The 16,625-nt window shown below is 42.9% G+C and carries 12 protein-coding genes; 2 read left to right on the top strand and 10 right to left on the bottom strand.

All coding sequences use genetic code 11. The annotated features are described in order from the left end of the window. The first annotated feature begins 29 nt into the window (after positions 1–29). Positions 30–3,413 (top strand): putative type IX secretion system sortase PorU2, encoded by a 3,384-nt coding sequence (porU2, locus tag KOE27_RS18975; RefSeq protein ID WP_215240386.1) that lies wholly within the window; start codon positions 30–32, stop codon positions 3,411–3,413. Positions 3,414–3,458: 45 nt separating this feature from the next. Here porU2 and KOE27_RS18970 read toward each other — a convergent pair whose 3' ends face one another. From KOE27_RS18970 to gcvT, 9 genes are all read right to left on the bottom strand, one after another. Continuing rightward, entirely contained in the window at positions 3,459–4,994 is a 1,536-nt protein-coding gene (locus KOE27_RS18970; protein WP_215240385.1) for a hypothetical protein, read from the bottom strand. Positions 4,995–5,009: 15 nt separating this feature from the next. Next, positions 5,010–6,980: an asparagine synthase-related protein gene (locus KOE27_RS18965; RefSeq protein WP_215240384.1), complete on the bottom strand. Its 1,971-nt coding sequence runs from the start codon at positions 6,978–6,980 to the stop codon at positions 5,010–5,012. A gap of 15 nt (positions 6,981–6,995) precedes the next feature. After that, the gene (locus KOE27_RS18960) at positions 6,996–7,160 is read right to left on the bottom strand and encodes a lasso RiPP family leader peptide-containing protein (RefSeq protein WP_215240383.1); all 165 of its coding nucleotides are present in this window, start codon (positions 7,158–7,160) and stop codon (positions 6,996–6,998) included. A gap of 153 nt (positions 7,161–7,313) precedes the next feature. Beyond that, a complete protein-coding gene (locus tag KOE27_RS18955; RefSeq protein WP_215240382.1) occupies positions 7,314–8,036 on the bottom strand; it encodes a hypothetical protein in 723 nt (240 codons plus the stop codon). Between the two features lie 144 nt (positions 8,037–8,180). After that, positions 8,181–8,816, bottom strand: coding sequence for a uridine kinase (udk, locus tag KOE27_RS18950; RefSeq protein ID WP_215240381.1), 636 nt, complete (start codon positions 8,814–8,816; stop codon positions 8,181–8,183). A 44-nt stretch (positions 8,817–8,860) separates the two neighbouring features. After that, positions 8,861–10,669 (bottom strand): PorZ beta-propeller-like domain-containing protein, encoded by a 1,809-nt coding sequence (locus KOE27_RS18945; RefSeq protein WP_215240380.1) that lies wholly within the window; start codon positions 10,667–10,669, stop codon positions 8,861–8,863. A gap of 58 nt (positions 10,670–10,727) precedes the next feature. Then, positions 10,728–12,617 carry a hypothetical protein gene (locus tag KOE27_RS18940; protein WP_215240379.1) on the bottom strand — a complete coding sequence of 630 codons (1,890 nt, stop codon included), beginning with the start codon at positions 12,615–12,617 and terminating at the stop codon, positions 10,728–10,730. 39 nt (positions 12,618–12,656) lie between these two features. Next, a complete protein-coding gene (locus KOE27_RS18935; RefSeq protein WP_215240378.1) occupies positions 12,657–13,367 on the bottom strand; it encodes a 2-phosphosulfolactate phosphatase in 711 nt (236 codons plus the stop codon). A gap of 41 nt (positions 13,368–13,408) precedes the next feature. Then, positions 13,409–14,488 (bottom strand): glycine cleavage system aminomethyltransferase GcvT, encoded by a 1,080-nt coding sequence (gene gcvT, locus KOE27_RS18930; RefSeq protein WP_215240377.1) that lies wholly within the window; start codon positions 14,486–14,488, stop codon positions 13,409–13,411. 187 nt (positions 14,489–14,675) lie between these two features. Between gcvT and KOE27_RS18925 the strand changes: the two genes are divergently transcribed. Continuing rightward, a complete protein-coding gene (locus tag KOE27_RS18925) occupies positions 14,676–15,848 on the top strand; it encodes an FG-GAP repeat domain-containing protein (protein WP_215240376.1) in 1,173 nt (390 codons plus the stop codon). A gap of 50 nt (positions 15,849–15,898) precedes the next feature. On the opposite strand, the gene KOE27_RS18920 is transcribed toward KOE27_RS18925, so the two are convergent. Beyond that, positions 15,899–16,558, bottom strand: a complete 660-nt coding sequence (locus KOE27_RS18920) for a zinc metallopeptidase (protein WP_229252834.1) — start codon at positions 16,556–16,558, stop codon at positions 15,899–15,901. Between the last annotated feature and the right edge of the window lie 67 nt (positions 16,559–16,625).

Raw genomic sequence — 16,625 nt, 5'->3', positions numbered from 1 at the left:
ATACGTTTCTAAGCCCTCTTTTTATTAATATGAAGAAGAAAGAGCTAACCCGAATCAGAGTAGTGTTTTTACTTTTATTCTTGTCCGAATTGGTTTTAATTCAAAAGAATGAGGCATTTGCTCAATGGAAAGGTACTTATGGAAACGAGTGGATCAAACCGGCGCAACCTTATTTGAGAATAACGGTTGAGAAACGCGGAATACAAAAAGTAACGGTTTCATCTTTACCGGCGGGATTTCCTGTTACAGACCCATCAAGATTTCAGTTGTGGCATAGAGGGCAGGAGGTGGCTATCATTACGGCGAACTCAACGGAAATTATATTTTACGGGGAGCCTAATGACGGAGCATCTGATTCCCTGGTATACAGGCCCGAAACCGCGAGACTTAATCCGTATATGAGCCTATTTTCAGATTTGGGATACTATTTTTTGACGGTCTCAGACGGGGCGAAAAGGGCGGTGCAACATGAAAATACCAAGGCGAATCAAGCTCCTGAGTCCTTTCATTTACAGGACGAAATCGTAAAATATAATAACCAGTTTGGGTTTGAAACCTTTGGTTTGAAAAATACTTTAAATAATAGCTTTTATGAATCTGTTAATTCATGGACGAGCCAAACTACGGCGGGGATGAATGCAACAGCAGGCAGTGTAAAGGATACTGTGTTTTTGTCATCTTTTAATCTGAAAAACTGGGTAAAAGATGAAAGATTTAAGCCTGCTGTTGAGATGCTATTGACAGGACTTAATAATGGTTCCCACGATGTCCAGGTCTACACGGGGTATACTGCAAATGGGAAGGATGTGCTGAAAAAAGAAACATCCATTGCTTTTAATGGCTGGGAGGGAAAAAAAGGACAATTCACAATTGAGAATACTGATTTATCGGAAAATGGATCAGGTTTTTTCAAACTGAATTCGATATCAAAAAGTACTGGAGATTGGTTTGGTCTTGCTTATTACAGGATTTCGTATCCGCAGCTAACGGATATGAAAGACACCAAATTATCTTATTTTAATTTCCCACCTAGTCAAAACAGTGTAAGCAATATTAGTATTACGAATGTACCTGCCGATATCCAGTTATACGACATTACCAATCCTCATATCCCAGTTGTTGTCAATGGTCAGAAACAGGACCAGACTTACTCATTTGGTATATCAAGAAGTGCGGGCAAGCCGTTAAAAATCATGGCGATATCTTCGATGGAAATTCTTAGTATTCCTGCGACGCGGATTGGAATAGTTAACTTGCAACCTGTATCACCTGCCAATGTAGGCAAGCTCGACTTAATAAATCCTTCGGATTATGATTATTTAATAGTAACCAATTCTATTTTACGGAATTCAGCCATTAAATATGGGGAATACAGAAGTTCTCAGGCCGGTGGATCGCATAGAGTATTGATTATGGACATCAGGGATATATACGATCAGTTTAATTACGGAGAACCCAGTCCAATCGCGATCAGGAGGTTTGTTGATTATATGTTGAAAAATGGGATTCGTGAAAATGAGCATAATCTTGTTCTAATCGGTAATTCTGTTACTATACCTATTAATTCAGTAAAGGAAATGCCTAATGAAATTCCTACGTTGGGCGATCCCGGATCGGACATACTTTTAGTTGCGGGTCTGCAGAATACCGATCCTGATGTACCTGCCATACCGGTTGGGCGTTTGCGAGCCCTGGTTCCTGACGAAGTGTTGTTCTATCTGGATAAGGTTAAATCCTACGAAAGCCAACAGGGAACTGGCTGGAGGAAGAAAATCCTGCACTTAAATGGAGGCCATTCGGCAGGTGAAATCAGTCAACTAAGAGATATCCTGGCTGATTTGGCGCCTGCTGTGGAAGAAGGAGAAGTAGGTGGAAAGGTTAAAGCATTTGTTAAACAGACGCCGGATACAAGGGAAAGAGTGGATATAGCTCCAGATGTTAATAATGGAGTGGGGATGATAACCTATTTCGGGCATGGAGCTCAGGAGATTACAGATCTGGATATGGGTTTTATCACAGATGCCAGCAGAGGTTATCAGGATGTTAACAAATATTCATTAATGTATTTCAATGGATGTGGTGTAGGGAACATTTATACGAGTCGCAGCCGGCATGTCTTGTCAAGTAATTGGATCATGACGCCAAACAGAGGTGCTATTGCCGTTCTGGCAAATTCTTACGACAGCTATGTAAGTAGTTCTGCAGCTCAGCTCAAGATCCTTTATGCAAAATTATTCACTGATACAAGGTCATATACCATTGGCCAGGTTGTAAAACAAGTCGCGAAGGAAGTCGCCTCCGGAACCAGAAGTGCTGTTGAACTTGCGAATGTGCATCAGACCAATCTACAGGGTGATCCTGCATTGAAACTTATTCGTTTTGAAAGGCCTGATTTTGCACTGGACAGCGATGCCGGGATAGTTTTGATTTCAGAATCGCCGACGATTACCCTGGAAAAAGCTAAGGAACCTAAATTGGGTGTCATACTATCGAATTATGGAGAGTATCAAAAGGAGCAAAAGATCAATGTTGATGTAAAGCTTTTTCTAAGGGATGGAACAACAAAAAAAACCGAAATAGTTGTTTCTTCCGTTGCTTACCAGGATACGATTTTTTTTCCTGTTAATAATGTAAGCAGTATTGATAGAATTGAAGTGAATTTGGATCCGGGAAATTTGATAAGTGAATTAAACGAAAACAATAATCATTCTCAGTTGGATGTAGATTGGGATATTGCTAAAAATCTTCCCATTTATCCAGTTGAACCGGTAAAAGACCAGATTCCTCCCAGATTGGATGTGATGCTTGGTAATAGGTTAATTGCTAACAATGAGACGTTATTACCTAATCCAGTGATTAAAGTGTTGGTCGAGGATGACCGCTTTATGGATGCTGATACTAGTCTCGTTGATATTTACATCAAGTACTGTGAAGATGAAAGTTGTGAATTTAAACGATTGTCATACAGTAACTTGAATGTAAGTTTGTCGAATGTAACTAATAAATCTGTAAGTATTACCTGTTTACCTACAACACTTACCTCCGGACATTACGAATTGCTTGTAAGTGCTAAGGATGTTTCAGGGAATGTGGTTGCAAATCCTTACCGAATTAAGTTTAAGATTGGTTCAGTTGATGAAGGCATAACTATTGTCTGTTCTCCTAATCCGACTTCGGATTATGTTAGATTTCAAGCGAAAATAGAGATTCCGGACCAGTTACAATCAGTGTATTGGAAGATATATAATATCTCGGGTAGTGTTCTTGAGGAGAAGAAAATAACCTTAAAAGGATCAGCTGTTGAAGAATGGTTTTGGATTCCGAAACAGTCAGGAATTTATATTTATAAGACCATTTTTGAACTTACTACGGGCACCAAGGAAATTTCTGGTAGGGTTTCTGTTGTCCGCTAATTTCGCATAGGTTCTGGGAGGGATTCTTAAGGCTTTTATTGAGACCTAACGCCCAATGTATTTTGCAAGAATAGCTTGTTTCTCTTCAGAGAAAGAGTAGACCAGAAAGAAATCACAGTTAATTGTTTCTGGGTCTTTTGATTGAAGAGATTTCTTAACTACCGCATTAAGCAGTCTTTGAGAGTTTGGGAAGGCATCTTCTTTGATAGAATCACTTAAATTTAATGGTGAACTTCTTAAATCAGTCAGTAGTGCACGGCTTAGCCGGGTATACCATAGTGTGGAGGTTGGAATAGCGTTGAGGATGGTATTAGTATAGTTTGATTTTTTTAGCGTATGTCTGTTTACCTTGATAACAAAACATTTTTTATTTCTACTTATATAATGCGGAATTAGGTCAGGCATTGGTCTATCGGAGCAGTAGATTGCAAGCCTTTTTAAGCCTTCGTAGCTGTTAAATTCTGATAACGGAATACCGCTCAATTTGCCCTCATTCATAGTACTTGAATACATGGGATAATTGGTAAGCGGGAAATATTCGAACTTGAAAATGGTGGCGCTAACAAGTAATATTATGAGGACTAATGCTGCAGTTGCATTTGTGATTTTTTGATAAGCAGTAAGTGGAATCCTGGCACTTCCTGATGGAAGTTCTAATAAGAGTGTTTTTACGAGATGGCTTTGTTTTTTTTTCCAGACGGAAAAAAAATCCTCCCAATTGATAATCAATAGATAACATATCATTTGTGAAATAAAACGCGGAGGCATTAATAGTAAAATGGATGTGTGAAAGAAAAGAGCCAGAATTACAAAAAGGACACGGAATTGGGGAAAAAATAAAATTACTGGGGAAGTTAGCTCAAAGAGGATAGTAAGGACTGATATAATTGTGACAAGCCAGAAATTAGTAAGTAGGAATTTAAGCAAGATTGGGCCTATATAGTATCTCGGCAAATTAAGGTTTTCCAGATAATAGTGTAAAGTATGACCATTCACCCATGTCAATCCTCCCAAGCTTAATTTAGAAATACCTGCGGAGAACAGGGAGTGAACTAATACAATTAAGATAAGCTTACGGCCAAAGGGAGAGAGGTCTGTCCCTGAGCCTTTAAACGGATACCCGTTTATCCATCTACTAAGAAAGAAGTCAATTGAGTAATGGTCGTGTTTTAATGTGAAAGCTAGTATTATAAAAATCAGTAGTGGGACGTGCCAAAAATGACCACTTCCGCTACTGGCACTATGAGCACCCCAGAAAATAAATAGGCAAGCAGCAGTACAAAATAAAGATAGTCTCCCTCCCAGGCCTATAATTGAAAATATCCAGAAAATTAAAAAGGGATATTTAAGATATATCAGCAACCCATGCATGAAGGATACGGAATGCATATTTCCAAAAATCAGGGCAAATAATCCGTCGGGCTGATATAGTTCTTGAGGGCATTGATAAAGCTCTTCCGGTATTTGAATAAGAAGTTCCTTATAACCAACGAGCAAGAGAAGTAAGTAAAATAAAAATCTTAATCTACCATCCAGAGGATTGTAGTCGTTATTTAACCATGCAGATATATTGCTCGGCATAAGAGATGATAAGACCTAAATTTTGGTGAGAAAGGCATTACGTTTATACATGTCAAGCCAAATCGCCAGATATATGGTTCGGGTTACGTTAAATACTAGCGTATGATATGTAAAGCTATCTCCACCGTCAGATTCCATTAATTTTATTCCTTTGAGAAATTCTTTTCGATCTATAAACTGCCAGACCTCTCCGGATTCTTGCAAGAAATCCTGCGATTGATTAAATAAAATGCGTGCAGCCTTCAGGACATATTGGTTCCCAAAGCCTTTTGTAGTTCGGGTGCGTACAGCCTCAGGCAAAATCCCTTTCATAGCTTCTCTATGCTGTCCACGTTCAAATCCTTGGCCAAATTTTATTCCCGCTGGTACAGCCAGGTTAAGCTCATACAGATCTTTATCGAAGAAGGGATGCCTAACACTTAATTTTTGTTGTTGGCTCATGCAAAAAAAATCTTCCAATATTCTTATATTTTGATTTACCATAATATTTTCATGATAAATCAAATTTTTCCCTTTAAGGGTATCTCTAAAATTAGTGCTTTTCGGATGGTTATTATGAGCTTCTTCAATAAAGGATTTGCGGTGAAATGAATATGGAACGCTACCTTTAGATTTTAATTTTGTAATTAGGTCCTTACCTATCTTCTTAATGAGATAAGCAGGGGGGATCCCAAAATTTTTAAATGCATAATAAAGCAGGTCAAGAGATTCTCTAAATGAAAACTTGCCCGCAGATTTTTTTAGTTCTTCATAAAATTGATACCTGATCAGTAAGAACTTCTTTCTGGAGTGCTCCATGGTATCCCAGCCCGGGTTAGAAATAGAATGATGATTTCTTAGCGCTAAGCTACTCATTTCCGTATCCAATAAATTCCACTCTTTTTTCTCAAAAAGTTGTGTGAAATATTCTTTTCTACCATAACCAACTACGCTATCTCCATCGTATCCTGTGAATAAAGCGTCGCACCCATGGTCAAATGCACTTTTTATAGAGTCTATATTTAATCCAATGGCACCTAAGGAATATAAAGGTTGGGCATTGAAGGTAATATTTTTTATTATTTTATCAATGAAGGTATAACTGGGGCTAATTATAAGGTGATCAGACCTGATAAAATCAGCTACCTGCTGTGCATATTGGTCTTCGTCACTCCAACTGGTATTTGTCTTGAAATGGAAGGTATAAAGTTTACTCTCAGGCTTCAAAAATCTTACACAAGAAATGATAGAAGACGAATCAAGTCCTCCGCTAAGTTGGGCACCCATCACTGATAGATCTTGAACGGATCTTCCAACGGAATTTAAAAGTAATTCTCGGAAGACCTTCCCAAAATCCTCTATACTTCCGAATCCTTCGTATTTTTCAGGACTGTATTCAACATAAGGTTGAAGTTTTGTATCATTTTCTGTGATACAGGCAAAGTGCGACGGCAGTACGGCACTTATGTCAGAAAAACAGGTTTCTGAGTTGTAAGCACTATTGGCGTCACTTAATTGAAGATATTTGTTAATCCTGGAATAATTAATCTTCCCGTTACAGGATATATCCCTATGCCTAAGGAGGGATCCAATATTTGTAGAAAAAGCAATAAGGTTAGCTGAGGATCTAAGAAAATAGAGAGGAATAAGTCCGAAAGTATCCCGTGCGATATAGATAGCATTATTATCCTCATCCAGCCATATAACGCACACTGGTTGAGCATGGGAAGAAAGTTCTTTATGAAACGCTATAACGCTAAAGGCTTCCGGTAGTAGCACAGGCTTTTCCCCAGAAGCTTTTAGCGTTTTTAAATTTACTTTCTCTGTTATCTGATTCTTTGTTCTTAAAAAAAATACTGACATGTACTCATGATCGAAATAAGTACATCTTAACTCAAAGCGACTCACAGTTAACAAAAGAGAGTCGTCTTTGTATCGGTAATTTAAGTTGTGAGAATTTTCAGATAAACCACTTTTTGTAAAATTGAAATATCCTTCAAGATGCATTTAATGAAGTGGCATCTATGAAAGAACTGGTCCAAGATAGGCAAAGCCACCATCAGGCGCGTCACTGCCAGTACTTCCCTTTTCTTCTCGTGTCAATTTTGCAACAGTGCCAATTTTTTTCAATACCGGCTTGCGGTAGTTTTTTCTCCCTTGTGTAGAGTGCGTGTTCATCGTTTTCATGTTGAAATGTGTTGTTTTAGTATCCTGGGTAAAATTAGTAATATAATTTTTAATTGCAAATATTTAATTTAAAGTAATGTCAAAAAATGAATAAAACTGGTTAGCAGACAATGCGATAAGCAATTTGCTGATCTTTAACGGACATGAATTGTACTATTCCGCAATTCCCGTTTCCAGAATTTTTTTAACTCTGTATGTCCCCGACTCAATGATATCCATGCCAATGCAGTCGTCATCCTGGCAGTACTGGAATGCGGTCTGTTCGTCCAGGATAAGGCCGGTTGCCAGCGCATACGTTTTTATACCAACGTAACGGTCAATAATAGAGGTATCCTTTCTTTCGAGGACTGTCAGGGTATGATTGTATCGAAGATCGCCTAGCTGAAGAGGTTTGCCTATGTTCTGATAGGTGTAGTTGCGGGCATCTCCATCATTATAAAGGTTTCCGTTCCACTTCACTTTACTGTCTGCTGGAAAAGCAAGAGAAAATACTGTCTGATTGTCTATGCTGGTAAGTATCTTGTCCGGCGATTTGGTTACAGTGTACTCTTTGAACTTCAGCCAGTAACTATCTGCTGAATTTCGTTTGTACCTTGTTACAACGTAGGTGGTAACATTATCACCGGAACTTGCTATCCGGTCCACCTCATCCTTTTCCTGCCAGGTCGTTACCACCGGATCCTTCTGGCCGGATGAATATACCGTTTCCTGCACCTCATAAATCTGGTAGCGCCCGATCTCTAACGGATAGTAGGCATACGTATCCAAAGGCTCGGTTTTAGAATTTTCGCAGGATTGGAAAAATGTAAGCAGGATGCCGAGCATTAACAGCTTCAGTGCCGGTGAACTTGATTTGGCGTGTATAGGTTGTTTCACTTTGTCTGTATAGGATGAATTTGTAATAAATCGAATCTGAGGGGATAAATATAATAGCTATTGTCGTTCTGGTATCAATTGGTGGTCAATAATCGGTTATTTAACATTGTATACAACTTCCAGCCATGGCTTATTATTATTGGCTTACCTTCTTTCTTCCAGTTTTTTTAATAAAAATCCGGTAAGCACTTCCAGGCCAACGTCAAATCCTGAATTATTGTTGATGATGATATCGGCCTCAGAGCGTAAGGGCTGGATGAATTTATCATAGGAAGGGGCTACGTGGTGTTCCCACATATAGAGCACATCGTTCAGGTCGTAGCCTCTTTCATTGTTGTCTCTGATGATTCTCCTCTTGATTTTTACATGTTCCTTGGCATCCACAAATACCTTCAGATCAATCTGTTGTGCAATTTCCGGGAAGGAAAACAGAAAGAGGCCTTCTACAATAATAACCGGCCTGGGGTCAAAAACGAGTATCCTCTGCGGGAACGTATGTTTGTTGAACATGTATTCAGGCTGTTTTACCTGGAGGCCCTTGCGCAGCATGGTGAGATGCTCAGCAAAAAGTTGATGGTCAATCGTTTCGGGCAGGTCAAAATTTTCTTTTCCGTTGGCATCCTTGGGGATTAAATGGATGGGGTGATAATAGTTATCCTGAGATACCCGGCAGATATCTTGCTCCGAAAACGCATGGATAAGACATTCCATAAAATAGGTTTTACCCGATGCGCTTCCTCCGGTAATACCAATAACATAAGGTTCTTTCTTGTCTGCCATTCTGCCTTTAAGCGTTTGTTGTACCTGCTATGGTACTTCATTGATCATTCAATAATAGCCAATTTTCCTGCAAGTTTCTCATTCCCATCTTCAGAAACGATCAGGACCAGGTAGATACCGGTACGGGCGCGGTGTCCGGTATAGTCTTTCAGATTCCATGTGGCTGTGCCGCCTAAGGATCTGGTCTCAAATACCAGCCTCCCCGATAATCCGGTTATTTTAACGGTTGCATCGTCCGTCAGCCCGGTGATTCCCACCTGTCCCGAATAGCCTGGGCGTACCGGATTTGGAAAAATAGTAACCTGCGCGAGGTCTGCTGACGGATTTCCCGCCCCGGTCCGGTAGGAAACCATTCCAGAGGTGGTTTCAATGAATAAAATACCCGTACTTCCTTCGAAACTCAAAGCTTTGATCTCGTTGGCAGGTAATGGGCTATCCGCGGCACGGAACGGGCGAATCAGTTCGGTACCATCGGGATTAAAGAGGTACAATCCACTTTTTGTCCCTATCCATTTGCGGTTGCCTGGGTCACTGATGACGGACGTACAAATTTCGTTCGAAAGCAATTTTCGCTGACCGTAAATTGGTAAAACTGCGTCTACACGGGATGCATTCAGGATGTTATCGGCAATTAAATAACCTGCTCCCCGGTCACTGGCAAACCAGACGAGCCCGTCCTTGTCCAGCGCAAGGCTGTTGATTTTTGAACTAGGCAACGTTCCTGCGCCCGTGGCCGTAGATAAGATCCTTTGCTGGTTGCCGCCAGGAGCTTTCACCTGAATACCACCACCCAGGTAGACCGGAAGGCGGGTCCATGTATTTCCATTGAGGTCTGTAATGACTGAATCCGCCCGGTTAACAATGGTGGTATCACCGGTAGGAGGGGAGAAAATTTCAAATTCATTATTTACATTTCCCAGCAAACCCGCCTGTTGATCCGCAACCCATAGATTCCCCGTAGCGGATTGTCCTGCCCTGGACATCTGGTTGAAAAGGGAGGAATTGAAAACAGAAATCTGGTCAGAAATGGTGACCAACTGCCTGTCGGTGCTACAGATCAGCCGGTCCTGGTCCGTGGAGAAGGAATAGGAAGTACTGCTGGATTGATATACTTCTTTCCAACTGCCGCTTTGAAAAGATGCTATTCCTTTATTTTTGAATCCTGCATAAAGCTGATTTTTATAAAAACCAATAGCCACCGGCCTGTCAGGCGTATTGACGGTATGCCAGTTCGCAAAATATTGTCTGTTCACAGAAGGCGACAAAGAGCTAACCAGCAGCCCTTGTGAGGAGCAGGCATACAGGGAGTCGCTGCTGAAGGTGATACCACTTACAGCTATTTCTATACCGGCCGTACCAATGTACCGATAGGATTCCTTTACTTGCCGGAGCGGCAGATCCAGCACTACAATGCCAAAGTTGGTTGAGAGATATGTCAGGTTGTTTTTAAAAACGATCTGGTTGATCTTTTTCTCAGCCGGAAGACCGCTTGCCTGCATCAATACGGGCCAGGCCTCGACCCCTTCTATTTCATTATCTTTATCCAAAAACAGGATATCCAACTGGCCGCTCCGATAAGCCAGCAGAACCAGATTGCCCGCTTCATTATAGGCCATACTGCTGATACCTGTGTCGTGCAGGCCATCGGATTTGGATATGAGCCGGTACTGATCACCCTTTAAGTCGGTACTGAAAAGACCATTATAACTGGAACAGAAAATTTTTTTTTGAGTGATGCAGATTTCCCTCGCCGACTTGTAACTAAAATGCGTTTGCCAGTCGTCCACCGGAATACCTTGCGCCAAGCAGAGCTGGCTCACGACTACCAATAATATAATCTTTCCTGCACGCATAGTATCCGGGATAGCATTTCAATGCCATAATAGAAGGCAATTATTCAGTTACTAACCATTACTTCTCAACGGTAATAATGGCTGATCCCTTTCCTGTGCCCGTACCACAGCCGCTTTTTAAAGATGTGATCTTAAACTCCGTAGTTTCAGTAGGTGAAACGGATATCAGGTAAGGATTCAGGAACGTCCCGCTGATGGAGCTGCCATCAGAAAGGGTAAATGACCAGGGAGGCATTCCGTTCTTGAATTTAAGCTGAATTCTTGTGGAACGACCTGCCGTGATAACACCTTTTCCGGAAACCTCCCCGATTGCTTTATCAGGTGCTATGATATCAATATCTTCCACCGCACTGGAAACGGCCGGAGATGAGGATATGATTCGGATACGCTGTGTTTTAATGGTGTCCGACTGTGCCACTCCTGTAAGTGTAACCTGCAGGTTGGTCGGAGTTACAGTAGTGGGCAGGTCAACAAATCGGCCGGTCTTGTCCGTTATCTGTACCACAAATTTATTGCCTGCATTGAACCTCCCCGAAGTTTTATACGGGATCTCAATGGTGGAGCCTGTACAGGCCATGTTCTGAGGCAGCCGGTCCATTGTAATTGTTACAGGCGGGCTTTTTACAGAGACTTTGGCCTTACCCGAGAACTTACCCACACCACAAAGTCCGCCGGCCGAACTGATGGAATAATCGGTATTATAAAGTGGTTTTATTTTCACTTTATACGGCGACTCCATAATATTATTCTCGTAGGTACCGTCAGATAAAAGTACGAACCAGGGACCACCTCCGTCAAATTTCACGGTTAATTCGCCCGTCTGATTTTCGTCCAGATGAAGTGAATCTTTCAATAAGGTGGCAACGGTAGGAGCGACGATACTGATATTTGCTGTTTTACTGACCAGATAGGGCGCCGAAGCAATGACCCGGATGCGGTATTCGCCCGGCTTGTAGGTATCTGGTATCTGGGTGGTGATATACCCCGAAGAGTCCGGAACTGAAATGGCTTTAAAAGCACCGGTGCGGTCGGCGATCTGGACCGTGAAGCGGTTCCCTTCCTTAAACTTTCCTGTTGCGCTGAACGGAACCTGAAAAGGTATGCCGCTGCAAACCTTTACTATTTTTTCAGTATCCTTTAATTCCAGCTTGGGTTCGGGATTATCATCCACATTTACAATTGCCTCACCTGCCACGGTTCCGCTTCCGCAGGCATTGGAAACCCCCTGGATTCTATATGCTTTCACGTGAGCCGGTTTGACCGTAAGATAATGCGGGTTGGACAATGTCTGCTGCACAACGGTGCTGTCCGACAAACGGAAGGACCATGGAGCGGCGCCTCCCAGGGATACCCTAAGCTGCGCTTCCTGCCCCGGCATGATCCTGACAGTGTGGGTGCCGTCAATCACCTCTATGCTGGCCGTTGGCGCCTGCAATAACCGTATCGGTAATTCTTGGCTTTTAATGATCGGGACGGTACTCACGATCTGGATGCGGTATACCTCCCCGCCAATTTTATAAGATGGAATGACTGCTTTGATAGGACTTTTTTTGGTTGGCTGGGAAATGGAAATAGCTCTCCCGCTTGCATCTATCAGTTGGGCACTGAAGTTATTGTCCTCGTCAAAAGGGCCAACCGTAGTAAAGGGTATTGAGATTACAGTACCCGGACATACCGATAAATAAGATATGTCTTCTCCAATGATCCTAAAGGCATGCATGGTGTCCGCTTTGATTTTCTCCTCTTTTGGAAGACGGTCCTCTGCCTGTTGTTCAGTAACAATTTCTGTTTCCACCGGTTTAGGGGTTTCGGTTTTAGGAGGGTCGGCCTTAGGCACCGGCTTTGGTGCTTCCTTTTTTGCTTTTGGTACAACTCTTGCTCTTTGGGCAAAGGAGATTTGCACCGTAAGCATGAACAGAACGAAAACAACAAGTCTGGATTTTAACATGAAGCAGATAAACGGTTGATATTGTTTTTTTGATCAATCTTAATGCATCGCAACCAGCGTGGTTCCTCTGAGTATGGGTACGATATCGTAAAGGTCTGTTTGTAAGCAATAGGATATATCTTTCTGGATGCCAAGCCGCTGCAACCTCCTGACGTGGGAAGAATTTGAAACGCTCGCCAGCAGGTTGTCTTTACTCTGAAGGTACAAACGCTGAGCCATCAGTGTTCCATCTTCCAGAAGCATAAACTGCTCTTTGAGTGCTTCCGCGAGGGCACCTGCAAATAATGTATCCTCCAGATTAGGGCGCCCTTTCCATCCGGCACACAAAACGGTAATATCATAGGGTTCGGAACGGAGATAATTGGCCAGTGCCCCAAGATTCAAAAACGAACCAACCATCACCTTTACTGCGGAAGCCTTTGCTTTGGAGATAGATAACGTACCGTTGGTAGTTGTCATTGCAATTTCTGCTCCAATTAACCTTTCGTCCATGTAACTGAAAGGTGAATTGTCAAGGTCGAAGCCTTCTTCTTTCTTAGCGTCTCTCTCGGCGGCGGCGATAAATCCTTTATCCTGCAAAAAGCGGCACTCTTCAATGGTGGCAACAGGGGTGATACTTTTGATACCATAGGCTAAACCTGTTACCATACAGGAGGTAGCACGGAAAATATCGGCAACAACTACAATTGAATTATTAAGGTTGTGAAGATGAAGTAAATCAGGGGTTAAACAGACATCAAGTTGTTTCATCAGGTATTTTTTGAATATTCAGAAAAGATTTACAGAGGGGATTATTTTACCAGCGGCAGTTTTGCAACCTGTGCCCTGAGCAATTTGTCCCTCACCTTTACGAATATCTCAGTTCCGGCTTTCGCGTACGCCGACGGTACATATCCCATGCCGATACCTTTCTGAAGCGTGGGTGACTGCGTTCCGGAAGTGACTTCGCCAATTTTATTCCCGGCCTCATCGCAAAGCTCATAATGTCCGCGTGGAATACCCCGGTCAACCATTTCAAAACCCACCAGTTTGCGTGTCAGGCCGGCTTCCTTTTGCATTTTAAGATTTTGGGAGTTTATGAAATCTTTGGTGAATTTTGTAACCCATCCCAGGCCTGCTTCCAGGGGAGAAGTATTGTCGTCAATATCATTCCCGTATAGGCAAAAACCTTTTTCAAGGCGTAGGGTATCCCTTGCGCCAAGGCCAATAGGCTGTATGCCAAATTCCGCCCCGGCTTCAAAAATGGCTTTCCAGATGTGTTCTGCCTGAGCATTAGGTACATATATTTCGAATCCTCCTGAGCCGGTGTATCCCGTGGCGGAAATGATAATGTCCTTTACCCCAGCAAACTCATCAATCGTGAAAGTATAGTATTCCATCGCAGCAAGGTCGACGGTCGTCAGCTTTTGCAGTACCTCTGCTGCCTTGGGTCCCTGAACCGCAAACAGACAAGTATCATTAGAAACATTGGTCATATCGACCCCTTCTGTGTTATGGCTTTGAATCCAGTTCCAGTCCTTGTCGATATTCGAGGCATTAACCACCAGAAAATAGTCATCCTCCTTGATACGATAGACCAGCAGGTCGTCTACCACTCCGCCGGTCGCATTAGGCAGATAGCTGTACTGCACTTTTCCGTCGTACAGAACGGAAGCGTCATTGGCTGATACTTTCTGAATAAGATCCAGTGAACCAGGCCCTTTAACTCTGAACTCACCCATGTGTGAGACATCAAAAACACCCACGTTATTTCTGACGGCATGGTGCTCCTCCAGGTCGGAAGAATATCTGACAGGCATTTCAAAGCCAGCAAACGGAACAATTTTCGCTCCGAGGTTCACGTGAACCTGATGAAGGGGGATAGTTTTCATGAATAGCAACTTGGTTCTCTTTAATTTACAAAAGTAGGTAAAGCGAGGCAAAGGCAAACAAAAATCTATATTTTGAAATGCGTTTGGTAATCGTTTTGAAGTATATTGTGAAAAAATAGACTTTAATTTTCAGGATGCCTGTCGTACGAACCAGTATGGGCAGGGGGTTGAAGATAATTTACTTCGGATGAAAAAAAGGAATTTACGCGTTTTGTTCCCACTGTTATTCAGTACCGCCTGTTTTGCTCAAACCGCAACATTCAAGGGAGAGGTGATTGATGATCAGATCGCTATAGGATATGGTGTAACCACCGGGGATGTGGATGGTGATGGGAAAACAGATATCCTTCTGGCGGATAAAACAGAAATTGTATGGTACCGCAATCCCGGGAAGAGTAAAGAAAAGTGGGTAAGATATGTACTTGCAAAAGAGCTGACGGAAAGGGATAATGTCTGTATAGCAGCCCGGGATATTGACGGGGACGGGAAAGTTGAAGTGGCCGTTGGTGCGCAGTGGAACCCGGCCGAAACCAAAAGTGCTAAACAATCGGGTGCTGTTTTTTTTCTGATTGCGCCGCAGGACAGGACGCAGCCATGGCAGCCGGTTCGTCTGCATCATGAGGTGACAATACACAGGATGCACTGGCTCAAAACGGTGGATGGGCAGTTTCAGCTGGTGGTACTTCCATTACACGGGGAGGGAAATGCAGCAGGGGAAGGAGCTGGTGTGAAAATGATTGTTTTTGATGTACCTGAAAAAAGAGACGGTATATGGGGGTATGATCTTATTGAGACCGGAATGCATCTTACACACAATTTCCAGCCTATGGAAGTATCAGGGAGTTTTGTGGGGCTTACTGTGGGAGGAAAGGAAGGTGCGCAAGTGTTTCTGAACGGAGCCGATGGCTGGGCTGCATCCGGCAACTGGATGGTATCTGGCAAGGGGATAGGCGAAATCAGGACGGGTAAGCTTAGCAATAACCAACTTTTTACAGCGACCATTGAGCCCATGCACGGTAGTTCGCTGGTGGTTTATTCCAAAGACAACCGGACGGTACTGACAGAAAATATAAAGGAAGGGCATGCGCTCGTATGTGCGGATTTTTTCGGTTTGGGGCGTGACCAGATTGTGATGGGCTGGCGTAACCCGAACGTGTCCGGAGAAACGGGAGTGAGGATATTTGTCGGGAAAGACAATGAGGGTAAAAAATGGCAAGAGTATGTTCTCGACGATTCCATCAAAATGGCTTGCGAGGATGTAACCGCGGCGGATCTGGATGGAGATGGTGATCTGGACGTGATCGCCTCAGGAAGAGCTACAAAAAATGTTGTGGTGTACTGGAATCAGCGGAAGAAATAACAAGAAAGGCCGGATTCCCGGCCTTTCTTGTTAAGAAACTCAATATACACTTAATCTCTTCTTCCCAAAAGCAAACTTACATAATAGAGTAAGGTTGCCAGAGAACCAATGGCTGCTACCAGGTAGGTCCTTGCTGCCCATTTAAGTGCATCAGCGGACATGATATATTCCCTTTCGTTTACAACCCTGTTTTTCTGTATCCAGGCAAGTGCCCGGTTGCTGGCGTCATATTCAACAGGCAAAGTTATAAAACTGAACAACGTAGTAACCGCAAATAAGGCGACACCGATCGTCAGCGGGATGGCCGTGGTGTTGATCAAAAGCACACCCGCCAGGATAATCCACTGCATGTATCTGGAAGCAACGCTCAGGAACGGTACCATCTGCGAGCGGAAGCCCAACCATGCATAAGCCGTTGCGTGTTGTACAGCGTGCCCGCATTCGTGTGCAGCTACTGCCGCGGCCGCAACACTCCGGCCGTAATACACGTCAGAACTCAGATTCACCGTTTTATCCTGAGGATTGTAATGATCCGTGAGACGTCCCTCTACAGACAGAACCCGAACATCAAAAATATTATTGGCACGAAGCATGGCTTCGGCAATTTCCTTGCCGCTCATTCCGTTGCTAAGGCCCACCTGAGAGTATTCTTCAAACTTGCTTTTTAGACGCCATTGCACATACATGCTGACGCCCATGATGACGAACATTATTAAATACGCACCGCCCATAATTCAGATTTTTAGTTTAATGTAATTGTTAACCGTTCCGATCTTC

This window comes from Dyadobacter sp. CECT 9275, from assembly GCF_907164905.1.
GTDB lineage: Bacteria > Bacteroidota > Bacteroidia > Cytophagales > Spirosomataceae > Dyadobacter > Dyadobacter helix.
Note: the sequence above shows the minus strand (reverse complement) of the source record. Positions and strands in the feature narration are given on the sequence as shown.